Source organism: Sphingobacterium gobiense (assembly GCF_002980575.1).
Taxonomy (GTDB): domain Bacteria; phylum Bacteroidota; class Bacteroidia; order Sphingobacteriales; family Sphingobacteriaceae; genus Sphingobacterium; species Sphingobacterium gobiense.
Window position 1 is genome coordinate 1,117,523 of the sequence record NZ_PVBS01000002.1, and the last position, 23,943, is coordinate 1,141,465.

The window sequence follows — 23,943 nt, forward strand, 5'->3', positions numbered from 1 at the left end:
CATTAAAAAATAAAGCCCGAACATCTGTTCGGGCTTTATTTTTATTTCTTTTTGTTTTTTTGTTGTGCTTGCTGTTGGCGCATCATTTCCTCCATTTTTTGTTGAAACGATGATTTTTTTGCCGCTTTCGGATTTTTCTTATGTTCCTCAATTTTCGCTAAAATTTTATCATCGTCGATAAACTGACGGATAATAAATTGTGTGAGGAATGTCAAAACTGCTGATAAGAAATAGTAGTAGTTTAATCCTGCTGGAAAGCTGTTTAGCACGAAGAAAAATATCAATGGCATAAAGTAACCAATGTATTTCATTTGGTTGTTGGCTGCAGCTCCCGATGTCGCATTGTTATACCATGTAGTCAACAACGTTGTCAATGTCATGAGCACACACATAAAAGAGATGTGTCCAATTCCGAAAATTGGAGAAAAAGTGATCGGCGAATCATAAGTAGATAAATCCTTTACCCAAAGGAAACTCTCACCCCGCAGCTCAAATAGGTTGGGGAAGAAAAAGAAGAAAGCGAGCGTAAAAGGCATCTGCAATAAGAGTGGCAGACATCCACCTAACGGATTTACACCGGCTTGCTTATACAACTTCATAGTCTCCTGTTGGAGTAACATGGGATTATCATCACCTACCTTTTCTTTAATTTCGTCAATCTGTGGCTTCAATACGCGCATTTTCGCCATTGATTTGTATGATTTGTAGGTCAATGGAAATAATACGCCCTTTAGGATAAGTGTTAATATTAAGATGATAATACCGTAGCCTAAATGAAGACCATCGAGGAGATCAAAAATAGGCACCGTGATGAATTTGTTTATCCAACCCATAGGTCCCCAGCCCATCTTGATGATCTTTTCGAAATCATCTCCATGTGCTTTTAATACTTTATACTGATTGGGACCGAAAAAGAAATCGAACGTGTAATGATTGTCTTTTTGGGCGGAGAATTCCAAATCAGCAACCGCTTTATAATGTTTTATAACATCATCGTTTGCATCGAAAGATACACTTAGTTCCGCGTTGTTCAGCGGTTGATTTGATGTTATCGCAGTAGAAAAGAAATGCTGTTTGAACGCTATCCAACTTAATCTGTTTTCGAGGTTTTCTTTATCGTCACTTGTTTCCGAAAGGTTGTCTACGTCGCCGGCAAGTTCCTTATAGAATATCGTTGACCGCTCACGTTCGGATTTTGCGTTACGTTCTTTTCGCAATAAGGTAGTTTCCCAGTTTAACCCGATAGAATTAGTTTTGATGTCCATGAGGTTTTGGATACCTACAGCTTTGACATCAAGACCTATATTATAGTCATTACCCTTAATTGTATAGGTGTATTCTAAATATTGGGTTTCACTGTACTCTAATCTAAAGCCTATCGATTGGGTAGATTCGCCTGTAATTGAAATATTTCCACTTTGCGGTGTAAAGTTCAAGCTACTGGTGCTAATATTTTCGCCGTTGGCTTTGAAAACGAAGCCGAATTGGTTCTGCCCTTCGTCAATAATCATGAGCGGTTTGCCGTCATAATTTGTTTCGTCCTTTAATTGAACAGATTTGACTTGTCCACCTTTGGAACTTATTTTGGCGATAAGTAACTCGTTTTCCAGTGTGACGATTTGTTCTTCACCTAGTTGGGCGCTACCGAACGGTTTATTTGAGATTTCAGCAGTATCTATTGTTGTCTGAAGATTGGCGCTTGATGTATCAGCTACGGGGGGGAGACCTTCTCTTACCCTTTTTAACGAATCCTGAAGTCGCTGTTCTTGCTTAAGTTCCTGCTCTGTAGGTTTCATCAAATAAAAAGAGCCTGCTAGGATTCCAAAAATTAGCACTAATCCAATGAGGGTATTTCTATCCATTTCTTATTTTTATTTTTTAATATTATATAACGTGTATATCAACCCTTTTTGTAGGCGATAGCGGCGGCTACAAAGCTAACAAAAAGAGGGTGAGGATTTGCTACGGTCGATTTTAACTCGGGATGGAATTGACCCGCGACAAAGAAGGGGTGGTTTTTCAATTCGACGATTTCCACCAATCCTGTTTCTGGATTTTTGCCGGAGGCGGTCATACCGGCTTCTTCATATTGCTTTAGATATACGTTATTAAATTCATAGCGGTGTCTGTGCCTTTCGGATATTTTGGTTTTACCATAAATAGAATAAGCTTTCGTGCCTTTTTTAATTTCGCATGTATACGCTCCGAGACGCATGGTACCGCCCATATTTGTAATGGATTTTTGTTCTTCCATTAGGTTAATGACAGCGTGAGGCGTTTTTTCGTCCATTTCGAAACTGTTCGCTTTTTTCAAACCAAGCACATTCCTTCCGAACTCAATGACGGAACATTGCATGCCTAAGCAAATACCGAAGAACGGAACTTTGTTTTCTCGTACATATTTAATAGCGCTTAATTTACCTTCTAATCCACGCTCACCGAAACCGGGAGCAACCAAAACACCGGCAAGGTCTTTTAGTTTCTCGGCTACGTTTTCATCAGTTATGCTTTCCGCGGCGATATACTTAACTTTTACTTTGGTTTCATTCATTGCACCTGCGTGAATAAAAGCCTCTGTAATTGATTTGTAAGCGTCAGGAAGTTCTACGTATTTACCAACTAGCCCTATACATACCTCGCTCGTCGGGTTTTTGAGCTTACCCAGAAACGTTTTCCAGTTATCTAGATTCGGTTCATTCTTATTGGACAATTTCAGTTTTGCTAAAGCTGTTTTATCCAATTGTTCCCTTAGCATATTTAAAGGTACATCATATATAGTCGGCGCATCGATAGATTCGACTACGGCATTGATGTTTACATTACAAAATTGGGCGAGCTTTTTCCTGATATCGTGTGTTAGTTTATGCTCCGTACGACACACCAGAATATCGGGCTGTATACCGTATTCTAGCAACGTTTTTACGGAGTGTTGCGTGGGTTTTGTCTTTAATTCTCCTGCCGCCGCTAAATAAGGTACGAGGGTGAGGTGTATTACCAAAGAGTCGCTATTGCCAAGTTCCCAGCGTAATTGTCTTACTGCTTCAATGAATGGAAGGGATTCTATATCGCCTACTGTGCCGCCTAGTTCTGTGATAACGATATCATATTCGCCGGTTTGTCCAAGGAGTTGCATCCGACGCTTGATTTCATCGGTAATATGTGGTACGACCTGAACTGTTTTGCCTAAATAAGCTCCCGCCCGTTCTTGATCGATAACATGTTGGTATATTCTTCCCGTTGTGACATTATTGGCTTGTGAAGTTGAAACATTTAAAAACCTCTCGTAATGACCTAAGTCCAGATCGGTTTCTGCTCCATCCTCGGTTACGTAGCATTCTCCGTGTTCGTACGGGTTCAGGGTTCCTGGGTCGATGTTGATATAGGGGTCAAACTTCTGGATAGTTACCTTAAGTCCCCGAGCTTGTAGGAGTTTGGCCAAGGAAGCAGCTATAATGCCTTTTCCTAACGACGAGGTTACGCCGCCCGTAACGAAGATATATTTACTCATAGCAATAATGGAATTTCAACTATTTTAAGCCTTAAATGTGGCTTTAAATCTGCTTTATGTACGGGATACAAAGATAAGTTTTTTTTCGATACTAACCGAAATTAAAGCATAAAAAACCGCAAGCGTCACTTGGTGCAAATATACTGCGGTTATCGTGAAGGGTCAGAGGATTAACCGAGTTACATAAAAAAAACCGCTAATTTAGTAGCGGTTTTTTTATGTCTTACAATTATACGTTATTATACACGTTTTGCTTTGATACGTGCAGCTTTACCAGTAAGGCCGCGCAAATAGAATAATTTAGCACGACGAACTTTACCTACGCTATTAACTTCTATTTTTTGAATATTAGGTGAATTTATAGGGAAAATACGTTCAACACCTATGCCGTTAGAAATTTTACGAACGGTAAAAGTCGCGTTAGTACCTTCGCTGTTTAACTGGATAACTGCACCTTGGTACACTTGGACACGCTCTTTATTTCCTTCGCGAATTTTATAATGAACGCTGATGGTATCTCCGGCCTTGAAAGCGGGAATCTCATTTTTCACTACCGCTTGTTCTTCTACAAATTTTACTAAATCCATGATTTCGAGTACTTATTAAACGATTTTATATCCTGTAAAAATCGGAATGCAATATTACAGCTTTTATTTTAAATAAAAAAATACTTTTTTCAAAAACCTAATTAAACGGCTTTTGATAAGCGGGTGCAAAGATAGGGAAAAGTTTTTATTTTTTATATTATATTTATCTTTTGTGCCCGGAAGGAATTTTGAAAGCTATTCTTGGCATTCCTACGAAAGAGGTGTCATGTGTGAAATGATTTCTGGAACCCAAAAAAGGTAATTATCGCGCAATTAATGAGATATTTAGGAAATAATCTTAAATAAAGTATTGACAGTAATGAAATATGCCGTATATTTGTGCCACAGAAAAAAAAGGTACCGTTTCGGGGTGTAGCGTAGCCCGGTATCGCGCCACATTTGGGATGTGGAGGTCGTAGGTTCGAATCCTGCCACCCCGACGAAAAAGCTCGACGAAAGTCGGGCTTTTTTCGTTATAGGCAGGGTGAAGAACCGTGGTTCGATCCGAAGGATGGCTCAGAGCTGGCCCGGGGGGCGAGGGGCTGAGCCAATCCTGCACAGAAAATATTGGATAAGATATCAAGTATTCGTATTTTGCAACAAGACTATATGGGAAAGTTTATTTTGCTTATAATGTCGGCTATTTTTTTATCGAGTAACACGCCGATACAGGAGGAAAGCGTAACCTTATCGGTTACGCCGGGTGTTTTTAATCTCCCCGAGCTTCCGGAGACAGTAGAGGTAACCATGATAAATAATACGAAGGAAACTATCTCGGCGGGATTGCATTACTGGATCGAGTTTTATGAAAATGAAGAATGGATAAAAGTATCGCCCGAGCAAACTTTCGAGGATATAAGTTACAACTTCTCTCCCTCGGTTTTTTATACTTACGAAAAGGACCTTTTCACCGAACAGATTGATTATAGAGTCGGGAATTACAGGATTGTTAAATTTTACCTAAAGTCTGATTATCAAGAAACAAAGGAAGTGTTTAATGTTTACGTCGAATTTACCGTTCGGTAGTCGTTGCGATTTAAAAGATGGGTTTCCCGGCGATCAGCTGCTAGAAGATGTGAAAAAAAAATATTAAATACTTGCCTAAACAAAAAAGGAGCGCAAAACCTGCGCTCCTTTTTTGTTGTCCCACCTGGATTCGAACCAAGACTAAATGAACCAAAATCACTTGTACTACCCTTATACTATGGGACAAACTCTCGTCGAAACAGCGTGTTCCCGTTTTGACGATGCAAATATACGCCAGTTTTTAAAACTTACAAAAAAAAATAACTAAATTCCTATATCCAGACTGATTCTCAAGGAAATATTTTTCATCACGAGCATGATACGCTACGCCCGAGCCTTATTGTTTGTAACAAACTTCGTTAAAATGTGCAAATATTATTTAATAGTCGATTACTATTCCTTATTTTCGGAGCATATTTTAGAATAACCTTATCTAGTAGAGAATGGATTACAAGAAGATCAATAACCTTTTAGGGTGGATATGTGGGATCATCGCGACTATAGTATATGTCATGACGGTGGAACGCACGGTGAGTTGGTGGGATTGTGGGGAATTTATTGCCTCGGCATATAAAATGCAGATTGTGCACCAGCCAGGTGCACCGCTGTTTCTGATGATTCAAAATGTCTTTTCTAATTTGGCTATGGGAGATGTCACTCGTATCGCATTTTGGATGAATATTGGGTCGACGGTATGCAGCGGTTTAACTATTCTCTTTTTGTTCTGGACGATTACTGCCTTAGCACGCAAGGTCTTTGTTGGTACGTTACGTGATGTCGAGATAAATCCTTTGCAACTGTTTTTAATTATGGCTTCCGGCGTGGTCGGAGCGTTGGCGTATGCTTTTACAGATACATTTTGGTTTTCTGCTGTGGAATCTGAGGTGTACGCCATGTCTTCCCTCTGTACCGCTGTTGTATTCTGGGCTATATTGAAATGGGAAGCGCGTGCAGATGAGCCGCAAGCCGATAAGTGGCTTATATTGATCGCCTATGTGATGGGGCTATCCATCGGGGTACACTTGCTGAACTTGCTCGTTATTCCGGCGATTGCTTTGGTTATTTATTTCCGCAAGACGAAGGAGAGTACCGGAGCAGGTATCTTCAAAGCATTGGCTTTAGGGGTCGTCGTGTTGGGCTTTATTTTATGGGGGGTTATCCAATATTCTGTTAAAATTGCAGCCTATTTTGATTTATTTTTTGTGAATACGCTCGGTTTGGGTTTTGGCTCAGGACTTGCATTTTTTATCCTATTGCTTGTTGGGGGATTGGTCTATGGTATTTATTATTCGAGCAAAAAGAACAAATATATCTTGAACATTGCCATGATCAGTACGGCATTTATTATCTTAGGATACAGTTCTTTTGCGATGATTATGATTCGGGCAAAGGCTGACCCTACGTTAAATAATAGTGACCCCGATAATGCCTTTTCTTTTCTCAGTTATTTGAATCGGGAACAGTACGGCGATGAACCCCTCTTTAAAGGGAAGTTCTTTGATGCGCGTCCAACCGGCGTTGAGGATGGCAAAAAGGTATATCGTAAAGATGGTAACAAGTATGTGGTTGCCAAACGTAATCCCGTATACAGTTATGACAGAGAAACGCTATTTCCGCGAATTTATAGTGATAAAGGAGGGCATCCCGAATACTATCGTGAATATTTGGGGTTGGGTCCCAATGAATCTCCGACGTTTGCAGACAATGTAAAGTTCTTCTTTGGTTATCAAATAGGACACATGTATGGGCGTTATTTCCTTTGGAATTTTGCCGGTCGCCAAAATGATCAACAAGGGCATGGCTCTTTTACTGAAGGGAACTGGATCAGTGGTATCAAGCCCATTGACAATACATTGGTTGGCGGTCAGGATGTTTTGCCTGCTTCCGCAAAAACAGATCCGTCTCGCAATACATACTTTTTCCTTCCGCTTATCCTGGGGTTACTAGGTGCTTTCTGGCATTTTGGCAAGCGGCAGCGCGATGCGGGGGTAGTAGGACTGTTGTTTTTCTTTACTGGTATCGCTATTGTGCTGTACTTAAACCAAAACCCGTTGCAGCCTCGTGAGCGGGACTATGCTTATGCTGGTTCGTTCTACGCATTCAGTATCTGGATCGGATTAGGAGTCATGGCGATTGCAGATTTCCTTCGGAAGAAGACAAATGTTAAAGTTGCTGGATATGCAGCGGCAGTCGTGGGCGTATTGGCCGGCCCCGTCATCCTGATTGCACAGAATTATGATGACCATAACCGTTCGGAGAAATCCTTAGCCCGCGATATGGCCCGAAATTACCTAGAATCGTGTGCACCAAATGCGATTTTATTCAGTTATGGTGATAACGACACCTATCCACTGTGGTACGTGCAGGAGGTTGAGGGTTTCCGTACCGATGTACGTGTCGTCAATTTAAGTTTGCTTAGTGCTGATTGGTATATGAAACAGATGATGAAAAAAGTGAACGATGCCGACGCCCTGCCTATTAATATTGATCCCGAATTGATTAAAGACGGGGTGCGTGATGTCATTTATTATCAAGATTATAATATTCCGGGGTATGTTCCGGTACAAGACCTCTTGAAGGTGATGTTATCCGATAACCCGCAAAATAAAGCTCAGCTGCAAAGTGGCGAGTTTGTTAACGTATTGCCAACCAAGAAAATGGAATTGGCAGTAGATAAACAAGCGGTATTAGCCAATAAGGTTGTTCCCAAAGAATGGGAATCTGCTCTTGTGGATACGATGCGTTGGACATACAGCCAGAACTATGCGAGCCGTGCAGAACTTTCTATGTTAGCGATTCTTGCCAACAACAATTGGGAACGCCCCATATATTACACGATTACGACGCCGGAAACCAACTATATGGGATTAGACAGATACTTGGTAAACGAAGGTTTTGCGTATCGCTTGATGCCTGTCGATTTCGGATTGAAAGAAGGAGACCCTTCTACGATCGAGAATATAGATCAAATCTACGCTAATGTGATGAATAAATTTTCGTGGGGTAATATTGGGAATGCATCGTATATAGATCCCGATTCCTATCGCTATATCAGCATGTATGTGGGCTCGATATATGGTCAACCAGCACAACAATTGCTTTCATCAGGTGAAACGGATAAGGCAAAGAATTTGGTGCTGGATGCTTATGAAAATATGCCGAAAAGAGCTTTTCTGATGTCTGAGGTGATGGGGTACGTTCCGCTGTTGAGTGTGATGTACGAGGTCGGTGAAACTACGAAAGCAAACGAGATTGCACAGCGAAATTTAACGTATATTCGTGAAAACATGGCTTATTACGAAGCTGTGGCAAAAACGAAGTCTAATCTGGAATATCGGAATATGCGTTTCGGTTTAGCGTCGATTCAGCGATACAAACAATTATTAGATGAAGTCGATCAGCCCGAACTGAAAAAACAGGCCGATGCACTGTTTAATACGTATAGGCATTATTTTGAACAAGGGGGCGAATAAAGATAAAAAAGCCCGAAAAATACGTTATTTTTGCTTAAATATTCCGATGATGAAACAGTCTATTTTATTAGAAGGAGCCAAATTCCAGATAACAATTAAACGTCTGTGCCAGCAACTGATTGAGAATCATGGTGATTTTTCTAATGCGGTGTTAATTGGTATCCAGCCCCGAGGCACCTATCTAGCAGAACGTATTCAAAAGGAAATTAAAGCAATAGCAGGTGTAGACGTGCAGTTGGGTATTTTGGATATCACGTTTTACCGGGATGACTTTCGAATGAAGGGCGCTAATCCACTGGCCGCTAGTAGTACGGATATTGATTTTATGCTGGATGATAAAGACGTTGTTTTGATTGACGACGTGCTATGGACAGGGCGAACGATCCGTTCGGCTATGGACGCCGTGCAGGCTTTCGGTAGACCGGGGAAAATGGAACTCATGGTGCTTGTCGACCGTCGCTTTTCCCGCCAGATACCCATCCAACCTGATTATATCGGGATACAGGTCGATTCTATAGATTCGCAAAAGGTAATTGTGAGCTGGCAGGATATTGATGAGGCAGATAGCATTGTGCTGATTACGGAAAAGAAATAAAGCGAGAGAAAATTTTCATAACATGTCAACTACAATTGAGCAGCTAAGTACAAGACATCTTCTAGGAATAAAGGACTTGAATGAAAATGATATTCAGCTTATCCTAGACACAGCAGCAAATTTTAAGGAAGTATTGAACCGCCCGATAAAGAAAGTACCTTCCTTACGAGATATTACGATAGCGAATGTGTTTTTCGAAAACTCTACACGCACGCGTTTGTCGTTTGAGTTGGCGGAGAAACGCCTTTCTGCCGATACCATCAATTTTGCAGCTTCTTCTTCGTCCGTTAGCAAAGGTGAAACGTTGATTGATACGGTAAACAATATCTTGGCCATGAAAGTTGATATGATTGTCATGCGCCACCCATATGCCGGTGCTGGTATTTTTCTTAGTAAACACATCGACGCGCAAATTGTCAATGCGGGGGACGGTGCCCACGAGCATCCTACACAGGCGTTGCTTGATTCATTTTCTATTCGGGAACGGCTTGGTGATGTGGCTGGACGGAAAGTGGCGATTATAGGCGATATATTGCACTCGCGTGTTGCATTGTCAAATATCCTTTGCTTGCAAAAACAGGGAGCAGAAGTAATGGTATGTGGACCCACAACGCTTATTCCTAAATATATCGGCTCCCTCGGCGTTAAGATCGAACATAATCTGCGTAGGGCTTTGCAATGGTGTGATGTGGCCAATATGCTACGTATACAGCTCGAGCGGCAGGACATAGGTTATTTCCCTTCATTACGGGAGTATTCCATGCTCTATGGACTTAATAGAGAAATATTGGATTCCTTAGACAAAGAAATCACGATTATGCATCCCGGCCCGATAAATCGAGGAGTGGAGATCACATCCGATGTCGCGGATAGTAAACATGCCATTATTTTAGAACAGGTTGAAAATGGTGTAGCGGTGCGTATGGCGGTACTTTATCTGCTTGCGGGGCAACGGGGGTAAGGACCATAATAGGTCTGCGTATTTGCCGAAGATATTAAAAAATAAAAATATGCTCAACTTCTGAAAGTCGGGCATATTTTTTGGGTAAAAAGTTCGTTATAAATGCATGGTTACCAACAGATGTTAAGAACTTTTGAGGAAAACGTGAAAGTTTAGTTATAATTTAGTATCCTGAAGAATTGAGCCTTGAGGTGAGGCGTTTTTATGTATAATGCGAAGATTTTTTGTTGAATAATTCATCAGTATGAATAAGAAAATTTATGGTGTGGGACTGGCATTGAGTTTAATTGGAACCACTGCGTTTGGACAGCAAACAGCGTGGCAACAGATAAACAATGCGTACAAATCCGGAATGGAGTTGTTTGAAAGAGGGAAATTTAGTTCTGCTGTAAAGCAGTTTGACAGGGTCGAGGACATCCGAACTAAATCCACTTTGCAATTGGACGAAACGGAGGAGCTTACCCTGATCAAAGAAAATGTTCGCTTTTATCAGGCAATCTGTGCGCTGGAGCTCGGCGATACCAATGCCGAATCCCGTTTTTTGAAATATATTAAAGACTATCCGGCTAGTGCAAATTCAAAGGCGGCCTATTTTCAGATAGGTCGGTCATATTATGCGAAGAAAGAATATACCAAAGCCATCGAGTGGTTTGAGAAGATTGATAGCAAAAATCTTGCAGGAGCGGAAAACGTAGAATATCGGTTCAAACTTGCTTATGCAAAGTTTATGACCGATGACTACGAGGCTTCCAAACCGCTATTTGAGCGATTAAAAGACGAAAGTGGCCAGTATCAGGAAGCATCTATTTATTACTATGCCTATCTGAGTTATTTAAATGCAGAATATAAGACCGCGCTGAACGAATTTGAGCGACTAGCTGGATCGAAAACATATGAAACTAGTTACCCGTACTATATTACAGCACTTTATTTCTTAGACAAACGCTACGATGACGTATTGAACTATGCGCTACCTATTCTGGACCGCACTAAGCAAGAGAATGAGACGGAACTTTTCCGTATAGTGGCGGCAACCTACTTCATCAAAGGAGATTTAGAAAAATCAAAAAGTTATTACGATAAATTTCAGTCCCAGGATCAAGGCAAGACCCAAAATAATCAAGATAGCTATCAAATTGGTTATATAGCCTATAGGTTAAAAGACTATGATAAAGCCATAAGCGAACTGGAAAAACTGAGTGAACCAGATGCCTACTACCAAAGTGCGATGATTACGCTGGGAGATTCTTTTTTGAAAACGGGTAATAAACAAAGTGCGCGTAATGCTTTCTTTAGGGCTTCAAAATTGGATTTTGATCCAGAGCTTAAGGAAGAAGGGCTTTTCAACTATGCTAAATTGTCATACGAGTTGGAATTTCACCAAGTGGCATTGGATGCGACGCAAGAATACCTAGATACGTATCCACGTTCAGCACGTTTGGAAGAAGCAAAAACGTTGTTGGCTGAAGTGTTGCTAAGCACAAAAAACTACCGTGCGGCGGTGGATATCTTGGAGGGTATAGGAAAGCGTGGACGAGATGCAAATGCGGCGTATCAAAAGGTGACGTATTACCGTGGTCTAGAGTTCTACAATGAACGCGCCTTTGAGAATGCCATATCCATGTTTATCCGCTCGGAGGCGAACCGATACGATGAAGAAATATACGCGCTGGCATTATATTGGAAAGCGGAGGCAATGTATGAGGTTCGTAAGTATGGCGAATCGGTAGCCAATTTTAATAGATTTATGCAATTACCTGCAGCTCGTAAAACCGACGTCTATAGTTATGCGAATTATGCACTTGCTTATGCTGCATTCCGTAACGATCGCTATACTACAGCAGCCAACTATTTCGAACGCTTCTTGGCAACAGGCGGTAAAGACGGAATCGAGTTGAACACACGTAATGACGCTATTGCTCGTTTGGCTGACTCTTATTTCGGCATGAAAAACTACGGAAAGGCCATGGAACAATATAATCGTTTGATTAGTTCCAGTGCTGCAAGTCAAGATTATGCGTTATTCCAAAGAGGTATTATACAAGGTTTGCAAGGGAATAACAACGCTAAAATCGCGACGTTAAATTCGGTTGTTCAAAAATACCCAAAATCGAACTATGCCGATGATGTGGCTTTTGAGATTCCTTACACGTATTTCTTAATGGGCGATCATGACCGCGCAATTGATGGTTTACAGCAAATGGTAGAAGATTATCCACGTAGTAGCTATGTGCCAAGAGCGTTGGTTACGATTGGACTGGTGCAATATAATAAAAATGATAACGACGCGGCACTAAAGACTTTTCAGCGTGTAGTTGATCAATATGCTATAACTGACGAGGCGCAGCAAGCCATGCGTTCTATTGAGAATATCTATCTGGATAAGGGAGATGCTTCCGGCTATATTCGCTATGCGACGAGTACCAATATTGGTGACCTGAGCACAGCGGAACAGGACGCCCATACCTTTAGCGTAGCAAAGACACTATTTGACAGAGGGAACTATCAGGGGGCAGTAGAAGCTATTAACGCCTATTTTGATAAATTTCCGAAACCCATTCAGGAAAAACATGCACGCTTTATCCGGGGAGAAAGTTACGCCCGGTTAGGCAAGGATGATGAAGCCCTTCATGATTTTAATATAATCATGAACGACTGGACAAGTGCCTATACGGAACAAACGTTGGTTAGCGTTGCTAGATTGCATTTAAACAAAAAAGCATACAATGAGGCTGTACAGGTATTGCGAAAGCTGGAGTTGACTTCTGAATATAAATCAAATTACGGTTTCGCGATAAAAAACCAATTGATCAGCTACTATAATATAGACGATTATGTGGAGACACAACGCTACGCGAAATTGGTGAAAGAACACGATAAATCTTCCGAAGAAGATATCGCTCTTGCACACCTTTACTCTGGTAAAGCGTACGTGGCTACCAATAAGGCGGCCGAGGCGCTTAAAGAATTTAATCTGGCTGCGCTGAAGAGCAATACAATTACGGGTGCAGAGGCAAGGTATCTCGTGGCGGAGCAGCAATTGAAAGCAAAACAATACGATAAAGCAATCGAATCTGCATTCGATATTGCCGATACGTTCTCTTCTTATGACTATTGGGTGGCAAAAGGGTTTATCCTGATGGCTGATGCTTACGCTGGCAAAGGCGATATCTTCCAAGCGAAGTCAACGTTGGAAAGTGTAGTAGATAATTACGATAACGAAAAGGACGATGTGCTAAAAGAAGCCAAGTCTAGGTTGCAAAAATTAAAATAACAGAGTTAGATGGAGCCGATCCGCCAAGCGGAGCGCGCGCTCATCAGCCATAAAGAAAAAAATACTTAGATGAAATTGCATAAAACAGTATTTGGGAAGTACGCAATAATGGCGTTGTTACTTGGTATAGGTGTGAAGGGATATGCACAGCGGGATACCGTTCCGGATAGACCGGTGACGATTGATTCTTTTGATATTGTCCGTGATTATAGGCCCCTTCTTGCGGATGCTGTCAAGATTCGTCGCAGTCCGGATATGACAAACAAGCGTAGTTACATGCCGAAACTATCCTATGGAAATATACCGGACAAAAAGTTGGACATCAACACGGGATTAAAGGAACTAAATGTACAGGAAACACCTTTTTCACGGGAACAAGATCTACGAAGCAATTACGTGAAGTTTGGCTTAGGAAATTTCAATACGATCTTGGGCGAAGGATATTTCGCTTATGATGCTTACGAGGATATGCAGGTAGGTGGTTTCCTAAAGCATTTAAGTCAAAAGGGAAGCTTGGAAGGACAGAAATTTTCTCGTCAGGAAGTGGGCGTATTCGGTAGACGGATTTTACCCTTGTTTACAGTAGATGGTTTAGTCGGGTATAATCGCTATGCTACCAATTTTTATGGAATACCTTTGGCAGATGACGGCATGACATCCCTAAACCCATCACCCGAAAGTCAGGCGTTCAACGATATCTATTTTACCGGCGAGTTAACCAGTAATTACGATCCGGATGATGACCAGGCAATTAGTTACTCAGCAAAGTTGGATGCTTACTCATTTAATGATAAGTTCGATGCGAAGGAAACATCGGTTGCGTTATCCGCTTATTTAAATAAACGCGTGAATGCTTTTAATGTGGGTGCTAATGTAAGTGTTGATATAAACAGTGTCGACGGTACGAACAATATGACTAACGGTGGAAGAACAAAGAATTCCTTGGCTATTTTAAATCCGTATATCCGATTTAAAGGAGACAACTATGCCATTACTTTAGGAGCCAACTTTATTCCCGAATTCGGGGATAGCAGTAGCTTCAATATTTTTCCTTCCGCTGAAGTGGACTTCGCATTAGCGCCGGAGTACTTCCATATTTTCGGAGGAGTAAACGGGGGGGTAAAAAAAGCCTCTTATCGGGAATTTGCAAGACAAAATCCGTTTTTAGGACCAAACTTGACAATTCAAAATATGGTGGAACGTTTACACGTTTTTGGAGGTATCAAGGGAAATGCAGGGGCTACGTTCGGTTATAAAGTAAAAGCCATATATAGGCAATTGGAGGGAATGCCGTTGTTTGTAAATAATATGGAAAGACCTTTTTGGTTTGATATGGTGTACGACGGAGATGGCGACAAAGCCGTAAAACATGTTGGTATAGAAGGCGAACTCAATGTACGTCTTTCCGAACTCGTGAATTTGGGCGGTCGCTTAAACATTGACCAATATACAGCAGCACAGCAAGAGGAAGTGTGGCATACGCCTAAGCTGCGGTTGGCCGCTAACGCGCGCTTTAATATCTCGGAGAAATTGTATATTGATGCAGAAGCATTGTTCCACGGGGTTTCCTATGGAAAAGCCTTCGATTATGATGCTGTCACTGGAGGCATCATATCGGCAGATGATTACTATCGAAAAGAAGTGCCCTCGTTTTTTGATTTAAGTGCGGGCGCAGAATATAAGGCAACGAAACAGTTGGGGCTTTTTGTGAAAGCAAATAATATATTCAATACGGAATATCAGACATATTTATATTATCCGAGACTCGGATTTAACGTGCTTGGTGGTTTAAATTTTTCATTTTAAGCGCAGAACATTATAACTTTGCAAATTAATAGAAGATAGGATGAATTTAGGTAAAAACGTTTATAATCTGTTAAAAAGGCAATCCGAAGTACATGTAAACGGGTTAGGCTCTTTTAGACGGAATCACACGTCGGCGACGTATGATGAGAAGCGGAACGTTTATCTTCCTCCTATAACCTTTATTGATTTTGATAGAACTGGCAATCGAGGGTACGATTTTATTCAATATATACAACAGCTCTATCTTATTGACCGGAAGGAAGCAGAGGAAACTGTGGCCTCGCAAGTGGCGGACTTGCTTCGTCGGGTACAACAAGATGGTCAAGCGAAGTTAGATGACCTAGGCTATTTAGTAAGTTATGGAGACAGTTATGTGTTCAAAGCGTTGGATTTGTCCGGCTTTCATTATGAACCTGTAGAAGCAGACTTAGTCGGGCAACCACAACCTCTCACAACGGAAGCGCCAGAACTAGACCAAGAAGAAATGGTACCTGAAACCGAGAGGTATGCTGACGTCGATTATGAGTCGCTGACGGAAGTACAAGCAACAAGCGAAATAGAGCAACCGGTGGCAGCAGCTATCGTGGAACCTACTGTTGCCGATGAAGAAGAGGTGCCGACATCCCGCAGTAACACCATTTGGTATGTCATTATTGCGTTGATCGCGGTAGGTATCATGGTGGCTTTATATTTTGCGAACCAAAACCAATCAGGGTCGCAAGAACAAGTGTCTGTTGTCGATTCGAAGCTACGTGAGCAAGATACGGCAGCGCTTTCTCTTGTAGGAGATTCCACAATGATTACGGACTCACTAGCACAACATCCTATAGATAGTACTGAAGCAAAAGCAATAGGGCAGGAGCCGTTGATTCCCGAGCATCACAGGTGGCAAATTATCATAGGTTCACACAAGACATTGGCACAAGCTTTTGAACAAGCTGAATCCTACCATAAAGCTGGATTCCCGCGGGTAAGGGTGATTCCAAGCAATTTGGCAAAGAATCGGAAGAAAGTAATCTGGGATTCGTATGAAACAAAACAAGAAGTAGATTCGGCACTGAGATATGTGCAAAGACATCATATTAAGGATGCTTGGCCAGATAAGATTAAATAGGAAGTAAATAAACCCCATAAACAAATACAATAAAGACAATGTCATTTATGCAAGAGATGGATTCTTTGAACACAGTTCAACAGCAGGCTATAGAATTAGCAACTACAGAAGAGAGCCTAAACATGATTCAGATGTTGATGAAAGGAGGATGGATCATGATTCCGATCACGTTTCTTTTGTTTCTCGCATTGGTTATCTTCTTTGAGCGGTATATCACGATCAGAAAGGCTACAAAATCGGATACGGGGTTGATGTCACATGTGAAGAGTAACGTGATGTCTGGCCGTTTGGACGCAGCTATCTCAGCTTGCCGTTCCAGTAATTCCGCCTTAGGAAGGATGCTTCAGAAAGGGTTGTCTCGGGTAGGGAGGCCGATTAAGGATATAGAAGGGGCTATAGAAAATGCGGGTAAACTTGAAGTTTCCAAGTTGGAGAAGAACATTAATATCTTGGGTATCATAGCCGGTATCGCGCCCATGATGGGGTTCGTCGGAACAATTTTTGGGGTTATTCAGATTTTCCGTGAAGTTGAGATAGCGGGCGGGATTGATATTGGTACGGTTTCCGGGGGTCTTTATGTCAAGATGATTGCGTCGGCCAGTGGATTGACGGTAGGTATTTTAGCCTATATCGGTTACCATGCGTTGAATATGATGGTGGAGCGGTTGATTCTCCGTATGGAAACCGAGGCGGTGGAATTTATCGATTTATTGGATGAGCCGGGAGCGTAAAACATTAAGGGATGAATTTAAGAAATAGACGACATAAGCCCACGGCAGAAGTGCATACAGCTGCACTGAACGATATCATGTTTTTTTTGATGTTGTTCTTCTTGTTAGCATCTGCAGTGGCCAACCCGCAAGTGGTCAAATTATTGTTGCCAAAGTCCAGTGCGGGTGAGCAATCGGTAGCAAAAAAAACGATGACGGTTTCCATTACGTCAGACTTAACTTACCATGTAGACAAGCAGCCGGTGAGTTTAGAACAATTGGAACCCTTGATTCAGTCGAACATAGCAACTGGTGAGGAATTGACGATTATGCTATACGCGGATAGCGCTGTACCTATCCAAAACGTCATCGCTGTAATGGATATCGCGAATAGAAATCGGGTAAGAATGGTTTTGGCAACGGAACCAAAGAAAGATTAGCATTAAACGATTTGACAATCATATGGTCAAACGGTAAATGGTTATTTACGTCAAGTTCTCATTAACCGTTGAAGTCAGAAATAAATAGATGAAATAGACATGTATTACCATTCACAAGAGGAAAATAATATGCCCAAAGCAGTTGGTTTGTCGACGGCGGTGATGGGGTTATTCGTGTTAATCGGTTTCTTTATCGTTTTTGGAGGAGAAGTACCGCATTATGGTATGGGTGGTATTATTGTTAATTACGGTACTTCTGACGAAGGCATGGGAGATGATTATATGAGTGTAGATGAACCATCGATGAGTGAAAATGCTAATAATGTACAGCCTGATAAAGTGGATCCAAATACAACACCTGTACCTACACCATCCCAGCAGGTAACAGATAAGGTGGTTGCCACGCAGGATATGGATGACGCCCCAGCGGTGCCCAAACAGGAAAAGCCGGTACAGGCGAACGCAGATGTAGCTACACCGGAAAAGAAAGAGTCGAAACCAGCAGTGAATCCAAACGCTTTATATAAAGGGAAGCAAAATAATGCTACAGGAAGAGGAGATGGAACTGGAACGACTGCCGGAAATCAAGGTAGCAACCTTGGGGATCCGCTAGCGAGCAATTATGGTGAAGGGGGATCGGGCGATGGAAATATGATGTTGACGATTGCGAACAGGCGATTTGAAGTGCCCCCTAAGATAGAAGACAATGGCCAGCAGGCCGGCCGTGTGGCAGTAGAGTTTAGGGTTAACAAAAACGGAGTGGTTACGCATGCGCGCGCGGGTGTAAGAGGAACAACAATATCGAGTCGTGCATTATTGGAGAAATGTGAACGTGCAATGATGTCGGCGCGTTTGAATCAACTGCCAAATGCTCCCGAATCTCAAACGGGGATTATTGTTTTCAATTTCAAGTTAAGGTAAGTCTTTCTGTAATATCTGCATGAACTGCAAATTTCATCGCGATTAAGCAATTATTTTAATGAAAGAGACATATAGGGAGGTCATCGAGTACTTGTTTGGTCGATTACCCATGTTTACCCGTGACGGTGCAAGTGCGATAAAGAAAGATATTCACAATACCGTACGGCTATGCCAAGCATTAGGTAATCCTCATCGACAATTTAAATCTATCCATATTGCTGGGACAAACGGCAAAGGATCTACATCGCACCTGCTGGCTTCCATTTTGGCTGCTGCCGGATACAAAACTGGATTATATACCTCGCCCCATCTTGTCGACTTTAGAGAACGTATCCGTATAGACGGAGAGATGATCCCCCAAGAAAACGTGATTGACTTTGTTAGTCGGCATCGTTCCTTGATAGAACAGATACAGCCCTCTTTTTTTGAGGTAACCGTGGCTATGGCGTTTGATTACTTTGCGACAGAGCAGGTAGACATTGCTGTTATCGAAGTAGGATTGGGAGGGAGACTGGACAGTACCAATATTTTGCTTCCCGAGGTATGTGTGATTACCAATATCGGAATGGATCATACCGATTTGCTCGGAAATACACTGGAGGAGATAGCAACAGAGAAAGCTGGTATTATCAAGCCAAAGGTGCCTGTGGTCGTATCCGAGCGAGACGAAACGATAGCTCATATATTTGAACAGAAAGCAAGAGAAATGAACGCGCCCTTACGTTTTGCTTCAACAGAGTTAGCCGTGCGAAGTTGTGAACATAGTGGCCAAGGTCTACTGGTAAAGATAAAGGATAATATGCATCACCGGACTAAAGAGGTGTATGTTGGGTTAGCGGGACATTATCAACAAAAGAATATCTTGGGTGTCTTGGTCGCAGTGGATGAACTGCAGAAAAGGAATTGGACGATTAGAGCAGAACAGTTAGGTGAGGGGCTTGCCAATGTAATACGGAATACAGGTTTACAAGGGAGATGGCAAACTCTATCAACAGATCCACTCATCATATGCGATACGGGACATAATGAAGATGGTATTCGGGAGGTTCTTGCAAACATCTATTCAACACCGCATAGGAAGCTGCATATAGTCATTGGTGTAATGCGTGATAAGGACATAAGTCACATGCTACCACAACTTCCGAAAGAAGCTGTTTACTATTTTTGTAGCCCGGATATTTCGCGCGCCATGTCTGCAGCGGAATTGAAAAATAAAGCAACGCAATACGGATTGCAAGGTATGGCGTATCCTTCCGTTAACAACGCGGTGGATGCTGCAAAAGAGGCGTATCTGGAGGGGGACTTAATTTTCGTGGGCGGAAGCAATTTCGTAGTGGCCGAGGTGTTGAAAAATTACAGTTATATCCACTGATTTATCCGTTTTCATCGGACGAGTCCTTTTGTTGTAGGACACGCGGACGACTGTAATCGCGTACAATGCCTTTTCCGTATTCATTGCTGTATACTTTGACTAATACGCCAATGGAGGAGAGGATCAGCGGTCCGAAAATAAGTCCAAGCATGCCGAAGAGATTCAAACCTAGTAATACGCCAAATACGGTGATCATTGGCGGGACATTTCCGATGGTTTTTAGGATGGTAAAGCGTAAAATGTTATCGATTCCACCTACTAAAAAGAAGCAATAAAGGGTCAAACCAATGGCGTTGCCGAGTGAACCCGTTGCGAATGCGATGAGGCAAATGGGTACATAAATAGTCATGGTTCCCAAAATAGGGATGATAGATGCTATGCCTGTCAATAGTCCAAGTAAGATATAACTTTCGACCCCGAAAATCCAATAGCCTATCATAGCAACCACACCTTGGAAAAATCCAAGTATAGGGATTCCCAATGCGTTTGAGCGGACCATCATATGCACTTCGTCCCATATCTCCTGCTTACTCATGCGGCTGAATGGAATAGCGCGATAAATCGTGAGTTCCATCTTTTTTGCATGAACCTGCATAAAATAAAGGACAAAAAGCGTCACGATAATATTGATAGCTACTTCAGCAACGGAATTTAAAATGCTAGGAACATAGCGCGTTAAATTTTGCAGCAAAGTCAATAAAGCAGCGTCCGACATATCGATGTCTCTCAAAAGAGGTTTATCGGCCATGTATTCCTTCAACATATTAAACTTTTGCACAATCTCTTCGCGATTCCCCAAAAAGCTGTTAAGTTGTGCAATCAGATAATCAATAAGTGCCCAAAGGGGCAGTACGATAAACACAATTGATAATACGATGAAAAAGATACTAGCTAATGTCTTTTTCCATCGGCGAACTTCTGTAAGATGAAAATAGGACTTACGGAATAGGATATAAAGCGTAATAGCACCCAGAAATCCGGGCAAATAGTAGGACAGATTGCTGAAAACGAGGATCAATATCAAGACAATGATAATGATCAGCATAATCTGATTGATGGAGTTGTTGTTAATTTGTTTGTATTTCATCGCTTGTCACTATACCGCACAAAATACATAATTAGCGTTAGGTTTTGAAATCTTATGTGCTTTTTTCAGTGTGCCATAGCTGCTCCTATCGCTGCAATATCTTTTCTATTTCTGGTTGAATAATTTTTACCATGCGTTCAAAACCGACATCTGTTGGGTGTGTGCCATCCACAGTGCCTTCGTAGTCATCGCCAATAAGATGGTCTGCCGGTAGGTAGAAGAGGTTTTTATAACCTGCTGCAAGCAATCGTTCATATTCTGCTTTAAAATTGATGTTTTGTTCATGTCGCTTTTTCTTCCATTCGAGGTTATAATTTCCGATTTGTCTGATGATACTCTCCATCAGTAGGATCGGCGTATTTGGATGTGCTTTCCGAAGTTCCTGAACGAAGGCGAAAGTACGCTCCGTAACCTGTTGAGGCGAACAGTTGGGTACACAATCGAGCACAATCAAATCTACATCTTGAATGTCGTTTATCATTTGGGCAACTTCCAGTTCCATCTTCGCGTTTCCACTGACCCCCATATTGATGACATCCGCATGTATACTACGTGCAATCTTCGCCGGATAAGCCAAACCCGGACGACTGGCCGATGCACCATGTACGATGCTGGAACCATAAACAATTATCTTTTTATCAAACTGCTGCACGGTAGGGAAAAAAGTTGCGTGTTCGTCAATGTGTAACTGAAACGATCGGAGCTCTTTATAAAGCGGAAAATACAGTAGGAACTCCTTCTCTGTTTTCTCCATGTTTTCTACGATCGTAAAGCTGCTTTCCACGTTCTTTAGGTGTGGACGTGCTACACCAGCAAAGCGCCAACCGTCGGACTCTTTTACATAAGCATCAAATCCACGGGACATGATAGGAGTGGAGTTGTTAGCTAATGCGGCGTCCCCGGTTTCCCAGTCAATAGAGAGCTTCGTGCTATTCGTACGAAACGTGACAAACAGGCCTGCCGAATGCGTAAATAATTTCTTTACGGCGGAGGGAAGACTCTTGTATTTTGTGGTGTCTACCCGATGAAAACCAAGGTTTTCCGTAAACGCCCTGCCTTGGACAGTGAGTTTGGAGGACGGAATGACCTGTTGGGCTCTTATGTCTGAAAGGCTGCTTAATAATCCGACAATGATCAAGAGATATTTTGTTCGCATAATTATTATAGATGAGGTCCCCAAACTTAGATAAAATGTTTTGCTTTTTAAAATTCATTATTGTACCTTTGCAGACCTTATTGTAGGGATTACAAGAAGATAGAGTATTTATTAATTATTTAATTTAAGCAAAAGCAAGTGAATACGTTAAGTTACAAAACTGTCTCTGCCAACAAAAACACCGTTAACAAGGAGTGGATTGTTGTTGACGCTGAAGGAGAGATTTTGGGGCGCTTAGCAAGCCAGATTGCGAAAGTAATTCGTGGCAAGCATAAGCCGGAGTTCACCCCACACGTAGACTGTGGAGATAACGTGATTGTTATCAATGCAGACAAAGTTAAGTTGACTGGAAACAAGTTAAGCGAGAAAGTGTACACACGTTACACAGGCTACCCAGGTGGTCAGCGCTTTACCTCTCCAAAAGAGTTGTTAGCTAAACATCCAGAACGCCTTGTCGAAAAAGCGGTTCGGGGAATGTTACCTAAAAACCGTTTAGGTCGTCAATTATTCAAAAACCTTTATGTTTATGCTGGGACAGAGCACAAGCATGAGGCACAACAACCAAAACCAGTTAAATTTTAAGGAGAGCAAACATGTCAACAACGAATACTTCAGGAAGAAGAAAAACAGCTGTTGCCCGCATTTACTTATCAGCTGGTAGCGGAAACATTACCGTAAACGGTAAAGATTATAAAACATATTTCCCAACATTGCCATTGCAATATATTGTTACCCAATCTATTGAGGTAGCGGGTGTTGCGGGGAATTTTGATGTGAAAGTTAACGTCGATGGTGGTGGTGTTAAAGGCCAAGCCGAAGCTGTACGTTTAGCAATTGCTAAAGCTTTGGTTGAGCTAGACCCAGAAGTTAAACCAGCGCTACGTGCAAAAGGCTTGATGACACGCGATGACCGTATGGTTGAGCGTAAGAAACCAGGACGTCGTAAAGCACGTAGAAGATTCCAATTCAGTAAACGTTAATCAAAGGAGGATCAAAAAATGGCAAGAACAACATATCAAGAATTATTGGATGCAGGTGTTCACTTTGGTCACCTTACTCGTAAGTGGGATCCGAAAATGGCTAAGTACATTTTCATGGAACGCAATGGTATTCATATCATCGACTTGAACAAAACGCTAACGAAATTAGAAGAAGCGGCTTCAGCTATTAAGCAAATCGTAAAATCAGGTCGTAAAGTATTATTCGTAGCAACGAAAAAACAAGCAAAAGAAATAATCTCTGAGCAGGCGAAAGCTGTAAACATGCCTTTCGTAACAGAAAGATGGTTGGGAGGGATGCTTACAAACTTTGCAACAGTGCGTAAGTCTATCAAGAAAATGTCCAACATCGACAAAATGCAAAAAGATGGTACTTACACCGTACTGTCTAAAAAAGAGAAATTGATGATTCAACGTGAGCGTATCAAGCTGGAAAGCCTTTTAGGAGGCATTGCTGATTTGAACCGTTTGCCTGCAGCTTTGTTTATCATCGATGTGAAAAAAGAGCATATCGCGGTTTCAGAAGCAATTAAGTTGAACATCCCTACTTTTGCAATGGTAGATACAAACTCAGATCCTTCTAATATCGATTTTCCTATTCCGGCAAATGATGATGCAACAAAATCTATCAGTTTGATTGCTGGAATTATCGGAAAAGCAATCCAAGAAGGTTTGGATGAACGCAAACGCGATAAAGAAGAGGAAGCTGAAAAAGAAGCTGCGGCTGTTAAGGCTGCGGTAGACAACGGTGAAGCTGAAGAAGCTAACACTGGAAAACGTCCTCGTAAAGCAAAAGACGGAGAATAATATTTCTCCGTATTAAAGCCGGATAAACAAGTGTTAGTCTTTATGAAGTTCTGCTTCACGGAGTCTACCAAGGTTTGTCCGGTTTTTTTCTTACGTTGTATATTTTCA

19 protein-coding genes and 1 tRNA gene are annotated in these 23,943 nt (G+C 41.7%); 15 read left to right on the forward strand and 5 right to left on the reverse strand.

Features of this window, described 5'->3' with window-relative positions; all coding sequences use genetic code 11:
• Positions 1-41: 41 nt before the first annotated feature.
• The 3 genes from yidC to rplS all read right to left on the reverse strand — a co-directional run bounded on the left by yidC (position 42) and on the right by rplS (position 4,095).
• Positions 42-1,862, reverse strand: coding sequence for a membrane protein insertase YidC (yidC, locus tag C5749_RS13445; RefSeq protein ID WP_105726675.1), 1,821 nt, complete (start codon positions 1,860-1,862; stop codon positions 42-44).
• Positions 1,863-1,900: 38 nt separating this feature from the next.
• The gene (locus C5749_RS13450; RefSeq protein WP_105726676.1) at positions 1,901-3,508 is read right to left on the reverse strand and encodes a CTP synthase; all 1,608 of its coding nucleotides are present in this window, start codon (positions 3,506-3,508) and stop codon (positions 1,901-1,903) included.
• A gap of 239 nt (positions 3,509-3,747) precedes the next feature.
• Positions 3,748-4,095, reverse strand: a complete 348-nt coding sequence (gene rplS / locus C5749_RS13455; RefSeq protein WP_105726677.1) for a 50S ribosomal protein L19 — start codon at positions 4,093-4,095, stop codon at positions 3,748-3,750.
• A 366-nt stretch (positions 4,096-4,461) separates the two neighbouring features.
• Between rplS and C5749_RS13460 the strand changes: the two genes are divergently transcribed.
• The 12 genes from C5749_RS13460 (at position 4,462) to C5749_RS13520 (ending at position 19,787) form a co-directional block, all read left to right on the forward strand.
• Positions 4,462-4,535, forward strand: a tRNA-Pro gene (locus tag C5749_RS13460).
• 169 nt (positions 4,536-4,704) lie between these two features.
• Complete coding sequence (locus C5749_RS13465) at positions 4,705-5,121, forward strand: immunoglobulin-like domain-containing protein (RefSeq protein WP_105726678.1); 417 nt, start codon at positions 4,705-4,707, stop codon at positions 5,119-5,121.
• A 443-nt stretch (positions 5,122-5,564) separates the two neighbouring features.
• Entirely contained in the window at positions 5,565-8,594 is a 3,030-nt protein-coding gene (locus C5749_RS13475; protein WP_105726679.1) for a glycosyltransferase family 117 protein, read from the forward strand.
• A gap of 49 nt (positions 8,595-8,643) precedes the next feature.
• Positions 8,644-9,189: a bifunctional pyr operon transcriptional regulator/uracil phosphoribosyltransferase PyrR gene (gene pyrR / locus C5749_RS13480; protein ID WP_105726680.1), complete on the forward strand. Its 546-nt coding sequence runs from the start codon at positions 8,644-8,646 to the stop codon at positions 9,187-9,189.
• A 22-nt stretch (positions 9,190-9,211) separates the two neighbouring features.
• The gene (locus C5749_RS13485) at positions 9,212-10,150 is read left to right on the forward strand and encodes an aspartate carbamoyltransferase catalytic subunit (protein ID WP_105726681.1); all 939 of its coding nucleotides are present in this window, start codon (positions 9,212-9,214) and stop codon (positions 10,148-10,150) included.
• Positions 10,151-10,394: 244 nt separating this feature from the next.
• Entirely contained in the window at positions 10,395-13,424 is a 3,030-nt protein-coding gene (locus C5749_RS13490; RefSeq protein ID WP_105726682.1) for a tetratricopeptide repeat protein, read from the forward strand.
• Positions 13,425-13,493: 69 nt separating this feature from the next.
• Positions 13,494-15,230 carry a porin family protein gene (locus C5749_RS13495; protein WP_105726683.1) on the forward strand — a complete coding sequence of 579 codons (1,737 nt, stop codon included), beginning with the start codon at positions 13,494-13,496 and terminating at the stop codon, positions 15,228-15,230.
• A gap of 40 nt (positions 15,231-15,270) precedes the next feature.
• On the forward strand, positions 15,271-16,344 hold the full coding sequence (locus C5749_RS13500; protein ID WP_105726684.1) for an HU domain-containing protein: 1,074 nt from the start codon (positions 15,271-15,273) through the stop codon (positions 16,342-16,344).
• A 38-nt stretch (positions 16,345-16,382) separates the two neighbouring features.
• On the forward strand, positions 16,383-17,075 hold the full coding sequence (locus C5749_RS13505; RefSeq protein WP_105726685.1) for a MotA/TolQ/ExbB proton channel family protein: 693 nt from the start codon (positions 16,383-16,385) through the stop codon (positions 17,073-17,075).
• A gap of 11 nt (positions 17,076-17,086) precedes the next feature.
• Entirely contained in the window at positions 17,087-17,494 is a 408-nt protein-coding gene (locus C5749_RS13510; RefSeq protein ID WP_105726686.1) for an ExbD/TolR family protein, read from the forward strand.
• A gap of 99 nt (positions 17,495-17,593) precedes the next feature.
• Entirely contained in the window at positions 17,594-18,415 is an 822-nt protein-coding gene (locus C5749_RS13515; RefSeq protein WP_105726687.1) for an energy transducer TonB, read from the forward strand.
• 58 nt (positions 18,416-18,473) lie between these two features.
• Positions 18,474-19,787: a bifunctional folylpolyglutamate synthase/dihydrofolate synthase gene (locus tag C5749_RS13520; protein ID WP_245893780.1), complete on the forward strand. Its 1,314-nt coding sequence runs from the start codon at positions 18,474-18,476 to the stop codon at positions 19,785-19,787.
• Between the two features lies 1 nt (position 19,788).
• Here C5749_RS13520 and C5749_RS13525 read toward each other — a convergent pair whose 3' ends face one another.
• Positions 19,789-20,874, reverse strand: coding sequence for an AI-2E family transporter (locus tag C5749_RS13525; RefSeq protein WP_105726688.1), 1,086 nt, complete (start codon positions 20,872-20,874; stop codon positions 19,789-19,791).
• Between the two features lie 85 nt (positions 20,875-20,959).
• Positions 20,960-22,030, reverse strand: a complete 1,071-nt coding sequence (locus tag C5749_RS13530) for an SGNH/GDSL hydrolase family protein (RefSeq protein WP_105726689.1) — start codon at positions 22,028-22,030, stop codon at positions 20,960-20,962.
• A 138-nt stretch (positions 22,031-22,168) separates the two neighbouring features.
• On the opposite strand from C5749_RS13530, the gene rplM reads away from it, so the two are divergent.
• From rplM to rpsB, 3 genes are read left to right on the forward strand one after another with little or no spacing between them, the layout of a single operon-like run.
• Positions 22,169-22,612, forward strand: coding sequence for a 50S ribosomal protein L13 (gene rplM / locus C5749_RS13535; protein ID WP_105716601.1), 444 nt, complete (start codon positions 22,169-22,171; stop codon positions 22,610-22,612).
• Between the two features lie 11 nt (positions 22,613-22,623).
• The gene (gene rpsI, locus C5749_RS13540) at positions 22,624-23,010 is read left to right on the forward strand and encodes a 30S ribosomal protein S9 (RefSeq protein WP_105716600.1); all 387 of its coding nucleotides are present in this window, start codon (positions 22,624-22,626) and stop codon (positions 23,008-23,010) included.
• Between the two features lie 18 nt (positions 23,011-23,028).
• The gene (rpsB, locus tag C5749_RS13545; RefSeq protein WP_105726690.1) at positions 23,029-23,835 is read left to right on the forward strand and encodes a 30S ribosomal protein S2; all 807 of its coding nucleotides are present in this window, start codon (positions 23,029-23,031) and stop codon (positions 23,833-23,835) included.
• The last annotated feature ends 108 nt before the right edge of the window (positions 23,836-23,943 follow it).

Bases quoted from the DNA above. Each gene is read 5' to 3' on its own strand.
- yidC (WP_105726675.1), bottom strand. From the start codon at position 1,862: ATGGATAGAAATACCCTCATTGGATTAGTGCTAATTTTTGGAATCCTA.
- C5749_RS13450 (WP_105726676.1), bottom strand. From the start codon at position 3,508: ATGAGTAAATATATCTTCGTTACGGGCGGCGTAACCTCGTCGTTAGGA.
- rplS (WP_105726677.1), bottom strand. From the start codon at position 4,095: ATGGATTTAGTAAAATTTGTAGAAGAACAAGCGGTAGTGAAAAATGAG.
- C5749_RS13465 (WP_105726678.1), top strand. From the start codon at position 4,705: ATGGGAAAGTTTATTTTGCTTATAATGTCGGCTATTTTTTTATCGAGT.
- C5749_RS13475 (WP_105726679.1), top strand. From the start codon at position 5,565: ATGGATTACAAGAAGATCAATAACCTTTTAGGGTGGATATGTGGGATC.
- pyrR (WP_105726680.1), top strand. From the start codon at position 8,644: ATGAAACAGTCTATTTTATTAGAAGGAGCCAAATTCCAGATAACAATT.
- C5749_RS13485 (WP_105726681.1), top strand. From the start codon at position 9,212: ATGTCAACTACAATTGAGCAGCTAAGTACAAGACATCTTCTAGGAATA.
- C5749_RS13490 (WP_105726682.1), top strand. From the start codon at position 10,395: ATGAATAAGAAAATTTATGGTGTGGGACTGGCATTGAGTTTAATTGGA.
- C5749_RS13495 (WP_105726683.1), top strand. From the start codon at position 13,494: ATGAAATTGCATAAAACAGTATTTGGGAAGTACGCAATAATGGCGTTG.
- C5749_RS13500 (WP_105726684.1), top strand. From the start codon at position 15,271: ATGAATTTAGGTAAAAACGTTTATAATCTGTTAAAAAGGCAATCCGAA.
- C5749_RS13505 (WP_105726685.1), top strand. From the start codon at position 16,383: ATGTCATTTATGCAAGAGATGGATTCTTTGAACACAGTTCAACAGCAG.
- C5749_RS13510 (WP_105726686.1), top strand. From the start codon at position 17,087: ATGAATTTAAGAAATAGACGACATAAGCCCACGGCAGAAGTGCATACA.
- C5749_RS13515 (WP_105726687.1), top strand. From the start codon at position 17,594: ATGTATTACCATTCACAAGAGGAAAATAATATGCCCAAAGCAGTTGGT.
- C5749_RS13520 (WP_245893780.1), top strand. From the start codon at position 18,474: ATGAAAGAGACATATAGGGAGGTCATCGAGTACTTGTTTGGTCGATTA.
- C5749_RS13525 (WP_105726688.1), bottom strand. From the start codon at position 20,874: ATGAAATACAAACAAATTAACAACAACTCCATCAATCAGATTATGCTG.
- C5749_RS13530 (WP_105726689.1), bottom strand. From the start codon at position 22,030: ATGCGAACAAAATATCTCTTGATCATTGTCGGATTATTAAGCAGCCTT.
- rpsI (WP_105716600.1), top strand. From the start codon at position 22,624: ATGTCAACAACGAATACTTCAGGAAGAAGAAAAACAGCTGTTGCCCGC.
- rpsB (WP_105726690.1), top strand. From the start codon at position 23,029: ATGGCAAGAACAACATATCAAGAATTATTGGATGCAGGTGTTCACTTT.